The sequence below is a fragment of the Luteimonas sp. A482 genome (assembly GCF_054072655.1).
Genome location: NZ_JBSVRO010000001.1, coordinates 329,525 through 348,972 on the forward strand (window position 1 = coordinate 329,525; position 19,448 = coordinate 348,972).

Genomic DNA, 19,448 nt, shown 5'->3' on the forward strand with positions numbered 1-19,448 from the left:
CGGAGGGTGGGTCCACCGGGCAGGCCAGAGGGGCGCACAGCCCAGGGGCAACGGCCAGGCTCCTGCATGCGGAGCGGGCCCGCGGCCGCCAGTGGGCAGACGCGGACGCGGGCCGATTCAGACGGTCCTGGTCAGACCGCCTTGTCGATCATCTGCGCCAGCTGCGGCTTGCCGACGGCGCCGATCTGGGTCGCCTGCACCTGGCCGTCCTTGAACAGCAGCAGCATCGGGATCGAGCGGACGTGGTACTTCAGGGCGGTGGCGCGGTTCTCGTCCACGTTGACCTTGGCGATCTTCACCTTGCCGGCGTACTCGCTGGCCAGCTCGTCCAGGGCGGGGGCGATCATCTTGCACGGCCCGCACCAGGGCGCCCAGAAATCGACCAGCACCGGCTCGGCGGACTGCAGCACGGTGGCATCGAAATCGGCGTCGGTGGCATGGATGACGTGTTCGCTCACGGAAAGGCTCCTGGGGTAGGGGGCGGGCCAGCAGGGCGGCCGCGGATGGATGCTAAACTTGGGCGATTCGCGGCCCGAATCAAGGCCACCGTACGGAAAACCCCGGTCGCCCCACGCGGCCATGGTCCGCGAGTCTCCGGGAACCGCGCCTGACGGCGTCATCCCGTTTCCCAGGCAGTCTGCGATGCGGGCGCCGCCCACGCAAGCACCAGAGCGTGTCATGCAGCTTGAACGTATTCCCTGCCCGTTTGGGTCGCCGCAAAGCGGCGAATCGCCCCGCATTGCGGCGACCCAAGCGGACCGGGAGTCCTTCGGAGCACACGGCATGCGCTGGCGCGGCACACAAGATCCCATATATGAGCGATAAGCCACTTACCGACATCACCTTCTCCTCCTTCGATCTCCATCCGCGGCTGCAGGCCGGGCTCGAGACCGCAGGCTTCACGCGCCTCACGCCGATCCAGGCGCTGACCCTCCCGGTCGCACTGCCCGGGGGCGATGTCGCTGGCCAGGCCCAGACCGGCACGGGCAAGACGCTGGCCTTCCTGGTAGCGGTGATGAACCGCCTGCTGACGCGCCCGGCGCTGGCCGACCGCAAGCCCGAGGACCCGCGCGCGCTGATCCTGGCGCCCACCCGCGAACTTGCGATCCAGATCCACAAGGACGCGGTGAAGTTCGGCCCCGAGCTGGGCCTGCGCTTCGCCCTGGTCTACGGCGGCGTCGACTACGACAAGCAGCGCCAGCTGCTGCAGGAGGGCGTGGACGTCATCATCGCCACCCCGGGCCGGCTGATCGACTACGTCAAGCAGCACAAGGTGGTCAGCCTCCACGCCTGCGAGATCTGCGTGCTGGACGAGGCCGACCGCATGTTCGACCTCGGCTTCATCAAGGACATCCGCTTCCTGCTGCGCCGCATGCCGGTGCGCACCGAGCGCCAGACGCTGCTGTTCTCGGCCACGCTGAGCCATCGCGTGCTCGAGCTCGCCTACGAGCACATGAACGAGCCACAGAAAATGGTGGTCGAGACCGAGACCATCACCGCCGCGCTGGTGCGCCAGAAGCTCTACTACCCCTCCGACGAAGAGAAGCTGCCGCTGCTGCTGGGCCTGCTCTCGCGCGGCGAGGGTGCCCGCACGATGGTGTTCGTGAACACCAAGGTGTTCGTCGAGCGCGTGGCCCGTGCGCTGGAACGCGCCGGCTACCGCGTGGGCGTGCTCTCGGGCGACGTCCCGCAGAAGAAGCGCGAGTCGCTGCTGAAGAAGTTCCAGGGCGGCCAGCTCGAGATCCTGGTCGCCACCGACGTCGCCGCCCGCGGCCTGCACATCGACGGCGTCAAGTACATCTATAACTACGACTTACCCTTCGACGCCGAAGACTACGTGCACCGCATCGGCCGCACCGCGCGCCTGGGCGAGGAGGGCGACGCGATCAGCTTCGCCTGCGAGCGCTACGCGATCGGCCTGCCGGACATCGAGGCCTTTATCGAGCAGAGGATCCCGTCCGAGCCGGTGACGCCGGAACTGCTGGTGCCGCAGCCGCGCACGCCGCGGGCCGGTGCCACTGTCGAGGCGGCTGACAACGAGGACGGCGACAGCATCAACGAGATCTACCGCGAGGTGCGCGAGGCGCGGGCGGCCGAGGATGCCAAGCGTGGCGGTGGCCGTGGTGGTCCGGGTGGCGGTCGTGGGTCGCGTGCCGGCGCCGCTGGCGGCGAGCGCGCCCGGCCTCCCCGCCAGCCGCGGGTGAAGCCCGAGGGCGAACCGGTTGCCGTTGCCGGACCAGCGTCGGTGAGTGAGTCCGCGCCGGTCGTGGCTGCTGCGCCGGATGAGGCGGTGGCCAAGCCGGTGATCGATGTCGCCGCCACGGTGGCCGCGGCCATGCCGGATGAGTCGCGTCCCCCGCGCAAGCGCCGTCGGCGTCGTGGCGGCAAGCGCCTCGCCGGTGCCGAAGACACGGCGACCAATGGCAATGGGCAGGACAACCCCGGCCAGCCCAAGGCGCGCGAAGCCAGGCCGGCGCCTGCGGCGCGTCCGCAGTCCGGCTCGCGACAGGCCGACGCATCGACCGCGCAGGAACCATCGCTGTTCTCGCGCATCGGCACGCGGCTGCGCAAGCTCGTCACCCGCGCACCGCACAACCAGCATTGAGTGACGCGGCCTGCCGGCGCGTGCGCGCCGGCAGGCTCTCGCGCGCCGGATGACGGAGCGCGCGGTCCCGCTTCGGCGGCAGCCCTTCGGCTTCGATTGCAAAGGCCGCAGTGGGTCCGATTCGGCCCGTGCGAGTTCTGCGATACTCCCTCGCCATGGTCGTCCTGCGTTTTGACAGCGTCAGCAAGCAGTACTCCGGTGGGCGCGTTGCGCTTGCCGAGGTCAGTTTCGACGTGGCCGCCGGCGAGATGCTGTTCCTCACCGGGCACTCGGGCGCCGGCAAGAGCACCCTGCTCAAGCTGATCCACCTCGCCGAGCGGCCCAGCCGCGGCGCGGTGCTGTTCAACGACCGCAACCTGCTCAAGATGCGCGGGCGGCGCGTGGCGCTGCACCGGCGCGAGGTCGGCGTGGTGTTCCAGGATCACCGCCTGCTCACCGACCGCAGCGTGTTCGACAACATCGCGCTGCCGCTGATCCTGCGTGGCCTGCGCCGCGGCGAGATCGGCAAGCGCGTGCGCAACGTGCTTGAACGGCTGGGCCTGGGCGACCGCGAGCGCGCGCTGCCCACGCAGCTGTCGGCCGGCGAGCAGCAGCGCGTGGGCATCGCCCGCGCCGTCGTGGCCGAGCCGCGGCTGCTGGTTGCCGACGAACCCACCGGCAACCTCGACCCGACCCTGTCGTCGGAGATCATGGCGCTGTTCGCCTCGCTGCCCGAGCGCGGCACCAGCGTGCTGGTGGCCAGCCACGACCTCGGCCTGGTCAAGCGCATGCGCAAGCGCGTGCTGGTGCTCGACCACGGGCGCCTGGTCGACGACATCGCGCCCGAGGACCTGGCCGATGAGTGAGGCCAACGTGCGCGGCGCCGGCTCCGCGTCGCAGGTCGGGACCTGGTTCGACCATCATTCCTACAGCCTTGTCGCCAGCCTGGGGCGCGTGTTCCGCAAGCCGTGGGCGGCGCTGCTGACCGTGTCGGTGATGGCGCTGGCGCTGGCCCTGCCGCTGGGACTGTGGCTGGTGCTGGGCAATGTCGAACGGCTGGCGGGCAACGTCGAACGCTCGCGCGAAATCAGCGTGTTCCTCAAGCAGGATGTCGATGCCGCGCGCGCTGGCGCGCTGGCGGATGAGCTGCGTGCGCGTGCCAACATCGGCGGCGTGGTCCATGTCACCCCGGGCCAGGGGCTTGCCTCGCTGCGCGAAGGTGGCGCGCTGGCGGGCATCGTCGACGCGGTGGGCGAGGACAATCCGCTGCCGCACGTGCTGGTGGTGACGCCGGCGGGCGACGAGCTGATGGTGGCCACGTCGCTGGAGCAGCTGCCCGAGGCCGAGCTGGTGCAGCACGACGTGCAGTGGCGCGAGCGCCTCGACACCTGGCTGCGCTTCGGCACGCGCGTGTCGTGGGTGCTGGCGGCGTTGCTGGGGCTGGGCGCGCTGCTGGTGGTGGGCAATACGGTGCGCCTGGACATCCAGTCGCGGCGCGAGGAGATCGGCGTGCTGCAGCTGCTCGGCGCCACCGACGGCTTCATCCGGCGGCCGTTCCTGTACCTGGGCGCGTGGTACGGCGTGGCGTCCGGCGGGCTGGCGCTTGTGCTGCTGGCTGTGGCCGGACTGGCGCTGCGCGAACCCCTGGCCGGGCTGGCCGCCAGCTACGGCAGCAGCTTCGCGCTGTCCGCGATCAACCCGCCGTGGGCGCTCGCCGTGATCGGCGGTTCGACCCTGCTCGGCTGGCTCGGCGCGGGTCTCGTGGCCGGCCATTTCCTGCGCCAGACGCGCCCCACCGGAATCTGAGCGCATGATCCAGCACGACCTCCGACACCTCGAATCCGACAGCCCGCGTGTACTGGTCGTCGACGGCTCCAGGCTGGTACGCAAGCTGATCCATGCGGTGCTGGTGAAGGAGCTGCCGGGCGTGCAGGTGGTCGAGGGCGGCAGCCTGGCCGATGCGCGCGCGCTGCTGGCCGGCGAGCCGATCGACCTGGTCACCACCGCGCTGGTGCTGCCCGATGGCGACGGCCTGCAGGTCGCGCGCGCGGTACGCGAGGCCGACAGCCAGCGCTACGTGCCGGTGATCGTGATCTCCGGCGACGTGCAGTCGCACCTGGAGGACCGGCGCTTCACCGAGGACGTCACCGACTATTTCGACAAGAGCCTGGGCCACAACGCGCTGGCCGCCTTCATCCGCGGCTACGTGCAGCCGCAGCCGATCCCCGACGCGCACGTGCTCTACATCGAGGACAGCCGCACGGTGGCGGTGGCGATCCGGCGCATGCTCGAGGCGCACCAGATGCGCGTTACCCACGTCACCACCGCCGAGGATGCGATCGCCTACCTCGAAGCCTATGCCGGCACCGAGGGTGCGCCCGGCGCCGACCTGGTGTTGACCGACCTCTACCTCAAGGGCGAGCTCGACGGCCGCGACGTGTTGAACAAGGTGCGCAACGGCCTGGGCTACGGCAAGCGGCGGCTGCCGGTGCTGGTGATGACCGGCGACGACAACCGCGCCAACCAGGCCACGTTGCTGCGCCACGGCGCCAACGACCTGGTGCTCAAGCCGATCGAGGAACGCCTGCTGGCGACCAAGGCGCTGTTCCAGCTGCGGCTGTCGCGCCTGCCGACGTCGCCCGCGCAGCAGCCATGAGCGAAGCCGAAGTGCAGCTGGAGCCTTCCTGGAAGGTGCGCGTGGGCGACTGGTTCGCGCGCGAGGACATGCAGTCGCTGTCGGCCTTCCTGCGCCAGCGCAAGGCGGCCGGCGTGCGCATCTATCCGCCTGGGCCGCGGATCTTCGCGGCGTTCGAGGCCACGCCGTTCGATGCGGTGAAGGTGGTCGTGCTTGGCCAGGATCCCTACCACGGCCATGGCCAGGCGCATGGGCTGTGCTTCGCGGTGCCGCCGGGCGTGCCGGTGCCGCCGTCGCTGCGAAACATGTACAAGGAGCTGGAGCGTGACCTGGGCATCGCGCCGCCCGACCACGGCTGGCTGATGCCGTGGGCGCGCCAGGGCGTGCTGCTGCTCAACGCGGTGCTGACCGTCGAGGAAGGCCGCGCCGGCTCTCACCAGGGCAAGGGCTGGGAAGGTTTCACCGACCATGTGGTCGACGTGCTCAACCGCGAGCGCGAAGGCCTGGTGTTCATGCTCTGGGGCAGCTACGCGCAGGCCAAGGGCAAGGTCATCGACACGCAGCGCCACCGCGTGCTGCGCACGACGCACCCGTCGCCGCTGTCGGCGCATCGCGGCTTTCTGGGCTGCGGGCATTTCTCGGCCGCCAATCAATACCTCACGCGCCGCGGCGTGACCCCGATCGACTGGGCGCTGCCGCCGCTCGCAGCGCTGGGGAACTGACGGCGCGATGTGGCGACTGCAACCCGGCCGGTCCCGCACGACCTGCACGGCGAGACAGGCAGGAAAGTGTGTCATTTCGACCGAAGGGAGAAATCCGCTTTCCGGCACTTCGAATGAGATTCTCCCTTCGGTCGAAATGACAATGTGTGGCGTCATTCGCCACGTGGGGGAAGGGCGTCCCCTGGCACCGGCCTCAGAACCAGAACCGCACGCCCGCCACCAGCCGCGTATCGCGCGCGGCCTCGCCGGCATCTTCGTGATACCGCGCGGTGCGACCGAAGCTGCGCTCGTGCGCGATGCCGAGGTAGGGCGCGAACCTGCGCGTGAGCTCGTAGCGCAGGCGCAAGCCGGCCTCCGCTTTCGACAGGCCGCTGCCGGTGAGTCGCGCCGGGTCGTCACTGGAATGCAGCTCCAGCTCCAGCAGCGGCTGCAGGACCAGCCGGTTGCTGAAGCGCATGTCGTACTCGGCCTCGAGCTTGGCGGCGACACCGCCGCCGTCGCCGACATACGCCAGCGCCGAGACCTCGAACATGTACGGCGCGATCCCCTGCACGCCAAACGCCGCGCGTGTACGAGACGTCCCCGGATCGAAGTCATGGCGCACGCCGGCAACGGCGTCCCACCAGCGTGCGACCGCGCGTGACCAGCGAAGCTCGGCATTCGCCGAGCTGGTCCTGCCGGCGCTGCGGCTGCCGCTGCTGCGCAGCCAGACGCGATGGATGTCGCCTCCGGTCGATGCGCTGCCTTCCCAGGCCTGGCCGCTGGCATCGTCGCCATCCCAGGCTTCGAAGCGGTTGAAGGTCACGCGCGTGTAGGTCGCAGGGCCGTGTGCCATGTGGTCCTGCGACAGCATGGGGAACGCGGCGGCGCGGTTGGCATCGGTCAGCGCGGGGATGGGATCGCGCGGTGCCTGCTCACCGGGGGCGCCAGGCGTGCAGTGGCCCATCGCCGCGTGTTCGGGCGTGCAGCCGTGCGCGGCATGTGCCTGTGGTGCAGACGTATTCGCTGGCGATCGGCAATGCCCCATCGCAGCGTGTTCCGGCGAGCATGTGGAAGCGGCTTCCGCCGCCTGCGGACGCACATGTTGCTGCGGCGGATGCGCGTGCTGCGCGAGTGCGCTGCAGGGCAGGCCGAGCGCCAGCAGCAGGCCTGCCGTGCGGTAGTGATGCCGGCTCATGCGCCTTCCTCCACGCGCACTTCGCGCATCATCCCCGCGTCCATGTGATAGAGCAGGTGGCAGTGGTAGGCCCAGCGGCCGAGCGCGTCGGCACGCACGCGGTAGCTGCGCCTGGTGCCGGGCGGCATGTCGATGGTGTGCTTGCGCACCATGAAGTTGCCGTCGGCATCCTCGAGGTCGCTCCACATCCCGTGCAGGTGGATCGGGTGCTGCATCATCGTGTCGTTGACCAGCACGATGCGCATGCGCTCGCCGTAGTTCAGGCGCAGCGGTTCGGCGCTGGCGAAGGGGATGCCGTCGAAGGACCAGGCAAACTTCTCCATGTGGCCGGTCAGGTGCAGCTCGACGGTGCGGCCCGGGTCGCGGCCGTCGGGATCATCGAACACGCTCTTCAGGTCGGCGTAGGTCAGCACCCGGCGACCGTTGTCGCGCAGGCCGATGCCCGGATCGTCGAGCTTGGGCGCCGGCGCCATGGTCTGCATGTCGACCAGCGGGTTGCCCGACTCGCTGGCCGGATGCGACTGCATGCCGCCGCCGTCGCCATGGCCGGCGTGCGCGTCATGCGCGGATGGCGCGTGCATGGTGGCGCCGCAGCCGCCCTCGGCCGCCATCTTCGCGCCGCAGCCGCCTTCCATGCCCTTGTGCGCGCCGTGTCCGCCGTGGCCCATGTCGTCCATCGTCAGCCGCGGTCGCGGATCGAGCGCAGGCACAGGTGCCTGCAGCCCCGCGCGCAGCGCCAGCGTGCCGCGCGCGTGGCCGGTGCGGCCCATGTCCTGGGCGAAGATGGTCCAGGCGTCCTGGCCGGACGGCTCGACGATCACGTCGTAGGTTTCGGCAGCGCCCATGCGCAGCTCGTCCACGCTCACCGGGTGCACGTACTGGCCGTCGGCGGCGACCACGGTCATCTTCAAACCCGGGATGCGCACGTCGAAATGCGTCATCGCCGAGGCGTTGATCAGGCGCAGCAGCACCTTTTCGCCGGGACGGAATTCGCCGGTCCAGTTGCCGGCCGGGGTAACGCCGTTCATCAGGTAGGTGTAGGTGTGCGCGTTGACGTCGGACAGGTCGCTGGGCGTCATCCGCATCGCGCCCCAGGCCCTGCGGTCGGCGAGCGTGGCGGCCAGTCCGTCGCGGCGCGCGTCGCGGAAGAAGTCGGCGACGGTGGGCTTGTACCAGTTGTCGTGGTGCGGTGCCTTCTTCAGGCGTGCGAACAGGGCTTCCGGGGCGAGGTCGGTCCAGTCCGACAGCAGCACCACGTGCTCGCGGTCCCAGTGGTAGGGCGCCGGCTCGCGCGGATCGACGATGATCGCGCCGTACAGCCCGGCCTGCTCCTGGTGCAGGGAATGGCTGTGGTACCAGTAGCTGCCGGACTGCTTCAGCGTGAAGCGATACAGGTACGACTCGCCGGGCATGATGCCGTCGAAGCTCATGCCCGGTACGCCATCCATGTTCGAGGGCAGCAGGATGCCGTGCCAGTGGATCGAGGTCGGCACGCCGCGCAGGTGGTTGCTCACGCGCAGGGTCACGGTGTCGCCCTCGCGCCAGCGCAGCAGCGGCGCGGGCAGGCTGCCGTTGACGGTGATCGCGGGTCGCGCGCGGCCGGTGAAGTCGACCACCGAGGTGCCGATGTCGAGCTGGAAGCCGGTGCCGGACAGGACGTTGCCGGGCTGCGCATAGAGGCTGTCGCGTGCATGCGCGGGCACGCGTAGCGCGCCCGTGGCCAGCGCCGCGCCGCCCAGCAGCAGGCCCTGCACGAATCGCCTGCGGGCAGGCGAGGGCTTCGTCGCCGCGTCGAGGTGGGGACTGGTATGGATCATGGTGTGCTCCACGGCGGACACGCTGCAGCGTCCGCACGTTGATCGAATCGGGAAGGCTTGGGCGTGCGGCCGGGTGCCGGCGCGCGCATGTTCCGGGCCGCCATGGCGGCGGCGATCAGGGCGATCAGGCGATGGGTGGACGCAGCAGCGGCGCGGCGTGCACGGCGTCGACCTGGGCGTCTGCGACCAGGGCAGGCAGCCAGGCGATGCGGCAATCGGCCAGCAGTGGCGCGGCCGGGACCACGGCGATGCCGTGCTGCAGGCACAGGTCGAGGCAACGTTCGAGACAATCCTCGTCAGGCGTCGGCGCAACCGGCTCGGGCGCCATGTCGGCCGCGTTGCGCATGGTGTGGCAGTCGGCGTCGGCGGGGCGAGGTGTCGCCCCGTCTCCGCCGGCCACCGCGGCCTGCGCACCGGCTTGCGTCATCGCCAGGTGCGTCGCCGCGACCGCCGGGCCGAGGGTGTCGACCAGCAGGCAGAGGCACAGCAGCAGACGGAGCAGGGGTCGCAGCACGGTGGCGTGGCGGGGGCGCCTGGAAACGGTCGCAGCAGGATAGCGCAGCGTGCCGCACGGCTCCGCGCGGCGGGGACAGCGGAGCCGCGTGCGCTGCCGGCGCGGTGCATTCGCCGACCGGCCTCAGCCGATCGACAGCGCCTTGTCCTTGCGCTCGGCCAGGCGTTTTTCGAGGTAGTGGATGTTCTGGCCACCGGCCTGGAAACCGGCGTCGGCCATGATCCGCTGCTGCAGCGGGATGTTGGTGCGGATGCCGTCCACCACCATCTCGCTCAGCGCCACGCGCATGCGCGCGATCGCCTGCTCGCGGTCGGCGCCGTGCACGATCAGCTTGCCGATCATCGAGTCGTAGTTCGGCGGGACCGTGTAACCCTCGTAGATGTGCGAGTCCACGCGCACGCCAGGGCCGCCGGGCGAGTGGAAGTGCTGGATCAGGCCGGGCGAGGGCAGGAAGGTGTCCGGGTCCTCGGCGTTGATGCGGCACTCGATCGAATGACCGCGCAGCACCACGTCCTCCTGGCGGATCGAGAGCTTCTCCCCGGAGGCGATCTTGAGCTGCTCGCGGATCAGGTCGATGCCGGTGACCATCTCGGTGACGGGATGCTCGACCTGGATGCGGGTGTTCATCTCGATGAAGTAGAAGCGGCCGTCCTCGTACAGGAACTCGAACGTGCCCGCGCCGCGGTAGCCGATGCGGATGCAGGCTTCCACGCAGACGCGGCCGATCTCCACGCGCTGCGCCTCGCTGATGCCCGGTGCCGGCGCTTCCTCGACCACCTTCTGGTGGCGTCGCTGCATCGAGCAGTCGCGCTCGCCGAGGTGGATGGCGCCGCCCTGGCCGTCGGCCAGCACCTGGATCTCCACGTGGCGCGGGTTTTCCAGGAACTTCTCCATGTAGACCATGTCGTTGCCGAACGCGGCCTTGGCCTCGGTCTTGGTCGTGGTCACGGCATTGGCGAGCGCGGCTTCGGTATGCACCACGCGCATGCCGCGGCCGCCGCCGCCGCCGGCGGCCTTGACGATGACCGGGTAGCCGATCTCCGCGGCGATCTTCTGGTTGGTCGGGACGTCGTCGCCCAGCGGGCCGCCGCTGCCGGGCACGCAGGGCACGCCCGCCTCCTTCATCGCGCGGATCGCCTCGACCTTGTCGCCCATCAGGCGGATGGTCTCGGGCCTGGGGCCGATGAAGATGAAGCCCGACTGCTCCACGCGTTCGGCGAAGTCGGCGTTCTCGCTGAGGAAGCCGTAGCCGGGATGGATCGCCTGCGCGTCGGTGACTTCGGCCGCGGAGATGATCGCGGGCATGTCGAGGTAGCTGCGGTTGGACGGCGCCGGACCGATGCAGACCGATTCGTCGGCCATCGCCACGTGCTTGAGGTTGCGGTCGACGGTGGAATGCACCGCGACCGTGCGGATGCCCAGCGCGTGGCAGGCGCGCAGGATGCGCAGCGCGATCTCGCCGCGGTTGGCGATGACTACTTTATCGAGCATGTTCTGGTCTCAGTCGTTCGACGCACGGCCCGCCGGCCTGCAGGCCGGCGGGCGTTCGCGGGCTCGTGCCTGCGGCACTCGAAATCCCCGCTCACCTCAACCGATCACGAACAGCGGCTGGTCGAACTCGACCGGCTGTCCGCTCTCGCAGACGATGGCGAGCACGGTGCCCGAGGTGTCGGCTTCGATCGGGTTGAACATCTTCATCGCCTCGATGATGCCCAGCGTCTCGCCGGCCTTGACCGCCTGGCCGACGGTGACGAAGGCCGGCTTGTCCGGCGCCGGCGAGGCATAGTAGGTGCCGACCATCGGCGACTTCACCACGTGGCCGTCGGGCAGCCCGCTGCCGGCCGGTTCGGGCACGGGGCGGCCGCCGGTGGAGGCGTCGACCGGCGACAGCATCGGCATCACCGGCTCGCGGTAGCCGGCCTGCGCGACGGGCGCCTGGGCGTAGACCATCGGCGGGCCGGCGCTGCTGCCGCGCGACAGGCGAACGGATTCCTCGCCTTCCTTGATCTCGATTTCGGCGAGGTTCGACTCTTCGAGCAACTCGATGAGCTTCTTGAGCTTGCGCAGGTCCATGGATGGCCTCTGGTGGAATACCGGTGTTGCGGAAAGTGGCTCAGGCGGCCGGCGCCAGGCGGCGCAGCGCGGCATCGAGCGCGTAACGGTAGCTGTCGGCACCGAAGCCGCAGACCACGCCCACCGCCTTGTCGCTGAGGTAGCTGTGCTGGCGGAAGGGCTCGCGGGCGTGGGGATTGGACAGGTGGATCTCGATGAACGGGATCGCCACCGCCGCCAGCGCGTCGCGGATCGCCACGCTGGTGTGGGTGAAGGCGGCCGGGTTGATCAGGATGAAGACGGTCCCGTCGCCGCGCGCGGCCTGGATGCGATCGACCAACACGTGCTCGGCGTTGGACTGCAGGCTTTCCAGCGCGTGGCCCGCCTCGGTCGCACGGGCCTGCAGGTCGGCGTCGATATCGGCCAGGGTGGCGTGGCCATAGACCTCCGGCTCGCGGCTGCCGAGCAGGTTGAGGTTGGGGCCGTGCAGGAGCAGCAGCTGGGCCATCGGTCGAACGGATCGGGACAAGGCGCGCAGTCTGGGGGATGTCGCGGATGCTGTCCAGTTCGCCGAAGTTTGCCGGACTTAAGCGGTTGTTGGAGTAGGCACTCCAGATTCGTGCCGCCTGCGGGAGGCGTCCGCAGCCTTGCCTGCGCGATGTCTTTTTGGATCACGCGCGTTCGCGCAGGCCTCAGGGCGCTGCCCAGCGGTCGATCTCGCCATCCTCGAACGGCCCGATCCTTTGCTTGAGCAGGCGCCCGTCGGCCGAGACCAGGATCGAATAGGGCAGCACACCCTTGGGATTGCCCAGGCGCACGCCCGCGTCGGACGGTCCCGGTGCGTCGATTGCCTGCGGGTAGCCGACCGGAATCTGCTGCAGGAACTCGCGCACCGCCTGCGGGTCGTCCAGCGCCAGGCCGAGGACCTGCACGCCGCTGTCGCCCTGGGCGCGGGCATAGCGGTCGAGCTCGGGCATTTCCTTGATGCAGGGGCCGCACCAGCTGGCCCAGATGTTGACCAGCAGCGGGCGGCCGCTGAAGTCGTCGGGCAGCTGGAACGCGGGGCCATCGAGGCCGGCGACCTGCACGGCCGGCAGCGCCGCGCCGCGACGGGCGACGGTGACGCCCTCCGGTGCGGGCGTATTGGCGGTGAGCGCGTCGTTGAGCACGCGCTGGCCGAACTCGCTGCCCAGCAACGGGCCCGGCCCGGTGGCGAACATGCCGACCACCACGCCCAGCGCACCGGCTGCGGCGGCGACCAGCACGATCTTCATCGGCGTGAGCTTCATGGCGCCGCGCGCCGCAGTGCCGCGGTCACGATGTCATCGCTCAGCAGCGCAGGCAGGACCTCGCCTTCGCCGCCGCCGCGTGGATAGACCACGTACAGCGGCACGCCCACGGCCTTGTGCCGGTCGAGGAAGGCGGCGATGGCCGGATCGGCGTTGGTGTAGTCGCCAAGCAGGTAGGCGGCATCGGCCTGCGCCAGCGCGTCGCGGAACACGGGCTGCGACAGCACCCGGCGTTCGTTGGCCTTGCAGGTCACGCACCAGTCGGCGGTCATGTTGACGAAGACGACGCGGCCTTCGGCGCGCAGCGCCTGCAGGCGTTCGGGCGTCCACGCTTCGCGTCCCTCGGATGCGGCCTGCGCCGCGCGCTGCGGCGGCGGGAGTGAGCCCACCTTCCACACCGGCAGCAGCGCGGCCGCCGCCAGCGCCAGCGCCAGCACGCGCCCGGCCATGCCGCCGGTCCAGCGCCTGCGCTCATGCCACCACAGCGCCAGCGCCAGCACGGCCAGGCCGACGGCCACCAGCGCCATCGCGTCCACGCCGCGCTGCTTGCCCAGCACCCACAGCAGCCAGATCGCAGTCAGGTACATCGGGAAGGCCAGCACCTGCTTGAGCGTTTCCATCCACGCGCCCGGCCTGGGCAGGCGGTCGGCCAGCGCCGGGATGAAGCCGATCAGCAGGAACGGCAGCGCCAGGCCCAGGCCCAGCATCAGGAACACCGCCAGCGCCATCCACGGCGATGCGGTGAAGGCGAACGCCAGCGCGCCGCCCATGAACGGCGCGATGCAGGGGCTGGCGACCACGCAGGCCAGCACGCCGGTGAAGAAGTCGCCGGCCGGCCCGGTGCGGGAGGCGAGCGCCTGACCCACGTTGCCGATCCCGCCGCCAAGCGTGAATACGCCCGAGAGGCTCAGCCCGACCGCGAACATCAGGTACACCAGCGCGGCGACGAACCACGGCTGCTGCAGCTGGAAGCCCCAGCCCAGCGCCTGTCCGCCCGCGCGCAGGGCCAGCACCAGCGCGCCGATCGCGGCGAACGCGACCAGCACGCCGGCGGTGTACCAGAGCGCGTGGCTGCGCGCATGGGCGCGGCTCTCGCCGCTCTGCGCCACGCCCAGCACCTTGAGCGACAGGATCGGCAGCACGCAGGGCATCAGGTTGAGCACCAGCCCGCCGAGCAGGGCCAGCAGCAGCGCGCCCAGCGCACCACCGGCCGGCAGGGCGCTTGCGGGAAGCGCGGTGCGCGCGGCGTTGTCGGCGGAAGCATCGGGGGTGGGGTCAGAGTCACTTTCCCCACCGGGCACGTTGGGCGCCTCGATCCCCTCCGGGGAAAGTGACTCTGACCCCGGGGTCACGCCGATCCTCTCGGGGGAAAGTGACTCTGACCCCAGCGCGGCTTTTTCGATTTCGCCCGTCGGCAGCGCCACCTCGACCGTGCGCGTCATCGGCGGATAGCAGATGCCCTCGTCCTGGCAGCCCTGGAAGGTCGCGGTGAGCTGCACGGTCGCGGCATCGGCGACCGTGCGCCGCAGCGGCAACGGCACGTCGACCTGGTCGAAATAGACCACCACCTCGCCGAAGTGCTCGTCGCGATGCGCCACGCCCGGCGGCCAGCGCGGCGTGCCGGCGGCGATACCGTCATGCCCGTCGAGGCGGAAGCTGCTGCGGTCGCGATACAGGTAATAGCCGCGCGCGGGCGTGAAGCGCAGCAGCAGGGTGTTGCCGTCGCCGGCAATGGCCTCGAAGCCGAACGCCTGCTCGGGCGGCAGCGGCAGCGGTTGCGCCGCGCCGCTGCCATCGACCCCGAGCTGTGCTGCGCCGGCGCCAGGCGCGCCCGCCAGGCTGCGCCCGAGTGCGGCGAACCCGGAGTCGCCCGCTGCATCCGCCGTGCCAACGGCGGCATCTGCGGGCAGGGCGACCTTCAGCGTGCGCGTCTGCGGCGGATAGCAGATGCCCAGGTCCGCGCAGCCCTGGTACTTGACCTGCAGGCTCACGTCCCGGGCGCCGTCGGCGGCGGCACCGGTGAGCACCGCGACAAGCTGGCCCCGATACGTTTCGACCTCGCCGAAGAACTCGTCGGTATGCCGCTTGCCCGGCGGCAGCTGCAGTGGATTGGCCTCGAAGCCACCTTCGACCACCTGCACCGCGGTGCGGTGGCGATACAGGTAGTAGCCCTCGGCGATCGCCCAGTCGATCTCGATTCGGCCCGGCGCGGTCGCGCGTGCCTGCAGCGCGAAGGCCTGGTCGACCGGCAGCAGCTGGCTCTGGTCGATGGCGGCGTTGGCGGGCAGCGCGACGGCCAGCAGCGCGAGCGCAGCGACGCGGACCAGCAGCCCGGTCAGTCGGTTCACTCTTCGGCTCCAGGGCGGGTCGCGTCTGCGATCCAGGCCAGGTAGCCCGGCAGTCCGCCGGCGATATCGACCGCGATCAGTTCGGGAAGTTCGTAGGGGTGAAGTTCGACCACGCGGGCGGTGAGCGCCTGCAGGCGGTCCCGGGTGGACTTGATGATCAGCAGCACCTCGCTGGCGCGCTCCACGCGGCCTTGCCAACGGTAGACCGAGTCCACGCCCGGCAGCACGTTCACGCAGGCAGCGAGCCGTTCGTCGACCAGCGTCTCGGCGATGCGCGCGGCGGTCGCGGCATCGGGGCAGGTACACAGGCAGGCGAGCGCGGTCACGGTGGCGACGGTCCGGAATCGGGGGCAGATAGGGTATCCGAGGTGCCGGCGTGGTGCCGGAGACGGGTGAGGAGTGAGGTCGGAGCGGCAGGCGATCCGCCGCGTCGGTGGCGCAACGCAGCGTGTCGACTGGCGCATCGCTTGTTCATGCCGTCGGTTTTATCCTTGCCCGCCCCACAGGGTCCTCCCTTCCCAATGTCGCGATTGTCGCGTGTCGTGCTGTGCCGGTTCGCTGTCCTGCTGCTGCCCATCCTCTGCGGCATGAGCGCCGCGGCTGCCGCCCAGGTTGAAGTTGGCGCCGGTATGTCGTTCACCCGTGGCAACGAGGACACGCCGGTCGCGGCGGTGGCCTGGCTGCCCGAATGGCGCGAGTTCCGTGGCGGCACCCTGCACTGGGAAGTTGGCGCGATGCACCTGCGCGGCCGCAGCGACTCGGCCTACGACAACGGCGACGACGTCACCATCGTCCACGGCGGCCTGCGCTACGAGCGGCCCAGCGGGCTGGTCGCCGGTGTCGGGGTGGGCGTGCAGGAGGGGTGGACCGAGGCGCTGTCTGGCGATCCCCAGTTCATCAGCACGCTGGGCTGGCGCTGGGGCCGTTTCTCGCTGCTGGCCCGGCACATCTCCAACGCCAGCCTGCACGAGCCCAACGACGGCGAGACGATGCTGCAGGGGGCCTGGCGGTTCTAGGGCGCTGGGCGTCCCATCATCTCGACAAACATTTCTGTCACCCCGCATTCCTGTCATCTCGACCGAAGGGAGAGATCTTGCGTGGGCCTGCGTTGGCGTCGGCTTGTGCGGCGGCGCGGAGTGGATTTCTCCCTCCGGTCGAAATGACAGACAGTGCCGCGTCACGCGTCATCCCGCGGCGTCTTCGGGCGGGCGCTCCTGTTGCGGTCCGACGTAACGCCGCGGCACGCGCTTGAGCCCGGTCAGCAGGCGGTAGGGGCTGTTGCCGCTGCGCGCGGCGACCTCGGCGACCGGCAGCCGGGGTCCCCACAGTTCGACGATGCTGCCCAGGCCGGCCTGCGGGTGGTCGGTCAGATCGATGGTGAGCATGTCCATCGACACGCGGCCGATCAGTTCGCCGGGCCGGCCGTCGATCACCACCGGCGTGCCCGAGGTGGCGTACTGCGGATAGCCGTCGGCGTAACCGGCGGCAACCACGCCCACGCGCGTGGGCCGGGTGGTGATGAAGGTGCCGGCGTAGCCGATCGGCTCGCCGGCGGCCAGTTCGCGCACCGCGATCACCTTTGATTCGAGCGTCATCACCGCGCGCAGCGCCACGGCTTCGGCGCGCGGCGCGTCGAGCATGTGCGAGCCGTAGAGCATCAGGCCCGGCCGCACCCAGCCGCCGCGCGTTGCGGGCCAGGCCATCAGCGCAGCCGAATTGGCCAGGCTGACGGGCGTACCCGCCGGCAATTGCGCGAGCGCTGCGTCGAAGCTGGCAAGTTGCTGGCCAGTGCTGGCGTGCGAAAGTTCGTCGGCGCGCGAGAAGTGGCTCATCGCGATCATCGTGTCGATCCAGGGCAGGGCGCGCAGCCGCCGCCATGCATCCACGTATTCGCCTGGCGCGAGCCCCAGCCGGTGCATGCCCGAGTCGAGCTTCAGCCACACCTGCCAGGGCCGGGATGCGCGATGCGTTTGGAGCAGGTCGACCTGCCAGGGCGAGGCCACCACCGTCCACAGCTCGTGCCGTTCGATCAACGCCAGTTCGGCCGCGTCGAAGAAACCTTCCAGCAGCAGGATCGGTGTGCGGATGCCGGACTCGCGCAGCTCCAGCGCCTCTTCGATGCAGGCCACGCCGAAGGCGTCGGCCTCGCCCTCGAGCGCGCGCGCGCAGGCGACGGCGCCATGGCCGTAGGCGTCCGCCTTGACCACCGCCAGCGCCCTGCCGCCGCCGAGCGCACGCGCGTGGCGATAGTTGTGGCGCAGCGCGTCCAGGTCGATGGTGGCGCGCGAGGGGCGCATCAGCGCAGGCCCTTCGGGTTGGGCCAGGGGCGGTCGTAGCGCGAGATGTCCAGGCCCTCGGTATCGATTGCCGGCGCGTGGCCGTCGATCAGGTCGGCGAGGTAGCGCGCCGAGCCGCAGGCCATGGTCCAGCCCAGGGTGCCGTGGCCGGTGTTGAGCCAGAGGTTGCGGTATTTCGTCGCGCCCACCACCGGCGGGCCGTCGGGCGTGGACGGGCGCAGGCCGCTCCAGAAGTCCGCGCGCGACAGGTCACCGCCGTGCGGGTACAGGCTGCGCACCACCATTTCGAGCGTCTCGCGCCGGCGCTGCGGCAGCGACAGGTCGTAGCCCGACACCTCGGCCATGCCGCCCACGCGGATGCGGTCGTCGAAGCGGGTGATCGCCACCTTGTAGCTCTCGTCGAGCACGGTCGAATGCGGCGCCATTTCCGGCCGCGTGATCGGGATGGTCAGCGAGTAGCCCTTGAGCGGGTAGACCGGCAGGCGGACGCCGACCGGCGCCAGCAGCCGTGGCGACCAGCTGCCCAGGGCCAGAACGTAGCGGTCGCCGGTCTCGACGCGGCCGTCGATGCGCACGCCCGACAGCCGATCGCCATCGGCCAGCAGCGCCTCCACGTCGCTGCCGTGGCGAAACTCCACGCCCGCGTCGACGGCAAGCGCCGCCAGCCGGGTGGTGAACAGATGGCAGTCGCCGGTCTCGTCGCCGGGCAATCGCAACGCGCCTGCCAGCGTGTCGCGGACCTGTGCGAGCGCAGGCTCGGCGCGCACGATGCCGTCGCGGTCGAGCAGCTCGTAGCGCACTCCGTATTCGCGCAGCACCGCGATATCGCGCGCCGCGGCGTCGAGCTGGGCGTGGGTGCGGAACAGCTGGGTGGTGCCGAGCGTGCGCTGTTCGTACTCGATGCCGGTGGCCACGCGCAGTTCGGCCAGGCAGTTGCGGCTGTATTCAGCCAGCCGCACCATCCGCGCCTTGCTCACCGCGTAGCGCGGATGGGTGCAGTTGCGCAGCATCGCCCACAGCCAGCGGTACTGTGCCGGGTCGCTGGTGGGTTTGATCGCCAGCGGCGCGTGGCGCGACAGCAGCCACTTCACCGCCTTGAGCGGGATGCCAGGCGCCGGCCACGGCGAGGCATAGCCCGGCGAGACCTGGCCGGCATTGGCGAAGCTGGCTTCCATCGCCGGCCCGTCGCTGCGGTCGACCACCACCACCTCGTGGCCCTGCTGGCGCAGGTACCAGGCGCTGGTTACGCCAATCACGCCGGAACCCAGGATCAGGATGCGCATCGCCTTGCTCGCTCGCGGCAGGCCGGAAGGAGTCGGGTCCATCCGGGGGGGGGTCGAAGGTGGTCACGGGGCGGAATTCCACCAGTATAAGAGCGGGAAGGCAGCGGAATTTTCCAAGATTCAGTCGGATGGCAGTTAATATTCCTGCAAAGACCGCCCCCGACAGTGCCAATGAAACGCAGGGAACTCGACCGCGTCGACCGCCGCATCCTGCGCATCCTGCAGCAGGAGGGGCGCATCGCCTTCACCGAACTCGGCGAGCGCGTGGGCCTGTCGACCACGCCCTGCACCGAGCGCGTGCGCCGGCTCGAGCGCGACGGCGTGATCACCGGCTACCACGCCCGTGTAGCGCCCGCCGCGGTCCAGGCCAGCCTGCTGGTGTTCGTCGAGATCAGCCTGGCCTACAAGTCCGGCGACATCTTCGAGGAATTCCGCCGCGCCGCGCTCAAGCTGCCGAACGTGCTGGAATGCCACCTGGTGTCGGGGGATTTCGACTACCTGATCAAGGCGCGGATCTCGGAAATGGCGTCCTACCGCAAGCTGCTCGGCAGCACCCTGCTGACCCTGCCGCACGTACGCGAATCCAAGAGCTACATCGTCATGGAAGAGGTGAAGGAGACGCTGGAGCTGCCGGTCGGGGACTGAGTTTGCGTGGCTCCGGCGGCCCCCATCCCAACCCTTCCCCCGCGAGCAGGGGAGGGTTGGGATGGGGGCAAGCCGAAACCGCGAA

General features: G+C 70.2%; 19 protein-coding genes. 7 read left to right on the forward strand and 12 right to left on the reverse strand.

Going from position 1 to position 19,448, the window contains the following annotated elements:
- Window positions 1–131 precede the first annotated feature (131 nt).
- Window positions 132–458: a thioredoxin TrxA gene (trxA, locus tag ACW5DW_RS01495; protein WP_457016882.1), complete on the reverse strand. Its 327-nt coding sequence runs from the start codon at window positions 456–458 to the stop codon at window positions 132–134.
- Between the two features lie 356 nt (window positions 459–814).
- Here trxA and rhlB point away from each other — a divergent pair, with 356 nt between their 5' ends.
- The 5 genes from rhlB to ung all read left to right on the forward strand — a co-directional run bounded on the left by rhlB (window position 815) and on the right by ung (window position 5,941).
- The gene (rhlB, locus tag ACW5DW_RS01500) at window positions 815–2,605 is read left to right on the forward strand and encodes an ATP-dependent RNA helicase RhlB (protein ID WP_457016884.1); all 1,791 of its coding nucleotides are present in this window, start codon (window positions 815–817) and stop codon (window positions 2,603–2,605) included.
- Window positions 2,606–2,760: 155 nt separating this feature from the next.
- Window positions 2,761–3,450, forward strand: coding sequence for a cell division ATP-binding protein FtsE (gene ftsE / locus ACW5DW_RS01505; RefSeq protein ID WP_457016886.1), 690 nt, complete (start codon window positions 2,761–2,763; stop codon window positions 3,448–3,450).
- Window positions 3,443–4,390 (forward strand): permease-like cell division protein FtsX, encoded by a 948-nt coding sequence (ftsX, locus tag ACW5DW_RS01510; RefSeq protein WP_457016888.1) that lies wholly within the window; start codon window positions 3,443–3,445, stop codon window positions 4,388–4,390. Before ftsE ends, ftsX begins: the two co-directional genes overlap by 8 nt.
- A 4-nt stretch (window positions 4,391–4,394) precedes the next feature.
- The gene (locus tag ACW5DW_RS01515; protein ID WP_457016889.1) at window positions 4,395–5,240 is read left to right on the forward strand and encodes a response regulator; all 846 of its coding nucleotides are present in this window, start codon (window positions 4,395–4,397) and stop codon (window positions 5,238–5,240) included.
- A complete protein-coding gene (gene ung / locus ACW5DW_RS01520; RefSeq protein WP_457016891.1) occupies window positions 5,237–5,941 on the forward strand; it encodes a uracil-DNA glycosylase in 705 nt (234 codons plus the stop codon). Before ACW5DW_RS01515 ends, ung begins: the two co-directional genes overlap by 4 nt.
- A 193-nt stretch (window positions 5,942–6,134) precedes the next feature.
- Here the strand turns inward: ung and ACW5DW_RS01525 are convergent, their stop codons facing one another.
- From ACW5DW_RS01525 to cutA, 9 genes are all read right to left on the reverse strand, one after another.
- Entirely contained in the window at window positions 6,135–7,118 is a 984-nt protein-coding gene (locus ACW5DW_RS01525; RefSeq protein ID WP_457016893.1) for a copper resistance protein B, read from the reverse strand.
- The gene (locus ACW5DW_RS01530; protein WP_457016895.1) at window positions 7,115–8,935 is read right to left on the reverse strand and encodes a copper resistance system multicopper oxidase; all 1,821 of its coding nucleotides are present in this window, start codon (window positions 8,933–8,935) and stop codon (window positions 7,115–7,117) included. The genes ACW5DW_RS01525 and ACW5DW_RS01530 overlap by 4 nt, the downstream gene beginning before the upstream one ends.
- A 124-nt stretch (window positions 8,936–9,059) precedes the next feature.
- Entirely contained in the window at window positions 9,060–9,449 is a 390-nt protein-coding gene (locus ACW5DW_RS01535; RefSeq protein ID WP_457016897.1) for a CopL family metal-binding regulatory protein, read from the reverse strand.
- Window positions 9,450–9,572: 123 nt separating this feature from the next.
- Window positions 9,573–10,940 carry an acetyl-CoA carboxylase biotin carboxylase subunit gene (accC, locus tag ACW5DW_RS01540; protein ID WP_457016899.1) on the reverse strand — a complete coding sequence of 456 codons (1,368 nt, stop codon included), beginning with the start codon at window positions 10,938–10,940 and terminating at the stop codon, window positions 9,573–9,575.
- Window positions 10,941–11,036: 96 nt separating this feature from the next.
- Complete coding sequence (gene accB / locus ACW5DW_RS01545; protein WP_457016901.1) at window positions 11,037–11,522, reverse strand: acetyl-CoA carboxylase biotin carboxyl carrier protein; 486 nt, start codon at window positions 11,520–11,522, stop codon at window positions 11,037–11,039.
- A 40-nt stretch (window positions 11,523–11,562) separates the two neighbouring features.
- Entirely contained in the window at window positions 11,563–12,009 is a 447-nt protein-coding gene (gene aroQ, locus ACW5DW_RS01550) for a type II 3-dehydroquinate dehydratase (RefSeq protein WP_457018372.1), read from the reverse strand.
- A 184-nt stretch (window positions 12,010–12,193) separates the two neighbouring features.
- A complete protein-coding gene (locus tag ACW5DW_RS01555; RefSeq protein ID WP_457016903.1) occupies window positions 12,194–12,790 on the reverse strand; it encodes a TlpA family protein disulfide reductase in 597 nt (198 codons plus the stop codon).
- On the reverse strand, window positions 12,787–15,129 hold the full coding sequence (locus tag ACW5DW_RS01560; protein ID WP_457018373.1) for a protein-disulfide reductase DsbD family protein: 2,343 nt from the start codon (window positions 15,127–15,129) through the stop codon (window positions 12,787–12,789). Before ACW5DW_RS01560 ends, ACW5DW_RS01555 begins: the two co-directional genes overlap by 4 nt.
- 5 nt (window positions 15,130–15,134) lie before the next feature.
- Window positions 15,135–15,464 (reverse strand): divalent-cation tolerance protein CutA, encoded by a 330-nt coding sequence (gene cutA, locus ACW5DW_RS01565; protein WP_457016904.1) that lies wholly within the window; start codon window positions 15,462–15,464, stop codon window positions 15,135–15,137.
- A gap of 261 nt (window positions 15,465–15,725) precedes the next feature.
- Here cutA and ACW5DW_RS01570 point away from each other — a divergent pair, with 261 nt between their 5' ends.
- Window positions 15,726–16,154, forward strand: a complete 429-nt coding sequence (locus tag ACW5DW_RS01570) for an acyloxyacyl hydrolase (RefSeq protein WP_457016906.1) — start codon at window positions 15,726–15,728, stop codon at window positions 16,152–16,154.
- A gap of 168 nt (window positions 16,155–16,322) precedes the next feature.
- Here the strand turns inward: ACW5DW_RS01570 and alr are convergent, their stop codons facing one another.
- A complete protein-coding gene (gene alr / locus ACW5DW_RS01575) occupies window positions 16,323–17,435 on the reverse strand; it encodes an alanine racemase (protein ID WP_457016907.1) in 1,113 nt (370 codons plus the stop codon).
- Window positions 17,435–18,718 carry a D-amino acid dehydrogenase gene (locus ACW5DW_RS01580; RefSeq protein ID WP_457016908.1) on the reverse strand — a complete coding sequence of 428 codons (1,284 nt, stop codon included), beginning with the start codon at window positions 18,716–18,718 and terminating at the stop codon, window positions 17,435–17,437. Before ACW5DW_RS01580 ends, alr begins: the two co-directional genes overlap by 1 nt.
- Before the next feature lie 171 nt (window positions 18,719–18,889).
- On the opposite strand from ACW5DW_RS01580, the gene ACW5DW_RS01585 reads away from it, so the two are divergent.
- Window positions 18,890–19,363 (forward strand): Lrp/AsnC ligand binding domain-containing protein, encoded by a 474-nt coding sequence (locus tag ACW5DW_RS01585; RefSeq protein WP_457016909.1) that lies wholly within the window; start codon window positions 18,890–18,892, stop codon window positions 19,361–19,363.
- Window positions 19,364–19,448: the final 85 nt, after the last annotated feature.

What these genes read in the sequence shown, in the direction of transcription:
- ftsE (WP_457016886.1), top strand. Translation starts at nt 2,761, where the DNA reads ATGGTCGTCCTGCGTTTTGACAGCGTCAGCAAGCAGTACTCCGGTGGG.
- accB (WP_457016901.1), bottom strand. Translation starts at nt 11,522, where the DNA reads ATGGACCTGCGCAAGCTCAAGAAGCTCATCGAGTTGCTCGAAGAGTCG.
- ACW5DW_RS01580 (WP_457016908.1), bottom strand. Translation starts at nt 18,718, where the DNA reads ATGCGCATCCTGATCCTGGGTTCCGGCGTGATTGGCGTAACCAGCGCC.
- ung (WP_457016891.1), top strand. Translation starts at nt 5,237, where the DNA reads ATGAGCGAAGCCGAAGTGCAGCTGGAGCCTTCCTGGAAGGTGCGCGTG.
- ACW5DW_RS01555 (WP_457016903.1), bottom strand. Translation starts at nt 12,790, where the DNA reads ATGAAGCTCACGCCGATGAAGATCGTGCTGGTCGCCGCCGCAGCCGGT.
- ACW5DW_RS01570 (WP_457016906.1), top strand. Translation starts at nt 15,726, where the DNA reads ATGAGCGCCGCGGCTGCCGCCCAGGTTGAAGTTGGCGCCGGTATGTCG.
- ACW5DW_RS01530 (WP_457016895.1), bottom strand. Translation starts at nt 8,935, where the DNA reads ATGATCCATACCAGTCCCCACCTCGACGCGGCGACGAAGCCCTCGCCT.
- alr (WP_457016907.1), bottom strand. Translation starts at nt 17,435, where the DNA reads ATGCGCCCCTCGCGCGCCACCATCGACCTGGACGCGCTGCGCCACAAC.
- ACW5DW_RS01585 (WP_457016909.1), top strand. Translation starts at nt 18,890, where the DNA reads ATGAAACGCAGGGAACTCGACCGCGTCGACCGCCGCATCCTGCGCATC.
- accC (WP_457016899.1), bottom strand. Translation starts at nt 10,940, where the DNA reads ATGCTCGATAAAGTAGTCATCGCCAACCGCGGCGAGATCGCGCTGCGC.
- rhlB (WP_457016884.1), top strand. Translation starts at nt 815, where the DNA reads ATGAGCGATAAGCCACTTACCGACATCACCTTCTCCTCCTTCGATCTC.
- ftsX (WP_457016888.1), top strand. Translation starts at nt 3,443, where the DNA reads ATGAGTGAGGCCAACGTGCGCGGCGCCGGCTCCGCGTCGCAGGTCGGG.
- ACW5DW_RS01525 (WP_457016893.1), bottom strand. Translation starts at nt 7,118, where the DNA reads ATGAGCCGGCATCACTACCGCACGGCAGGCCTGCTGCTGGCGCTCGGC.
- ACW5DW_RS01515 (WP_457016889.1), top strand. Translation starts at nt 4,395, where the DNA reads ATGATCCAGCACGACCTCCGACACCTCGAATCCGACAGCCCGCGTGTA.
- aroQ (WP_457018372.1), bottom strand. Translation starts at nt 12,009, where the DNA reads ATGGCCCAGCTGCTGCTCCTGCACGGCCCCAACCTCAACCTGCTCGGC.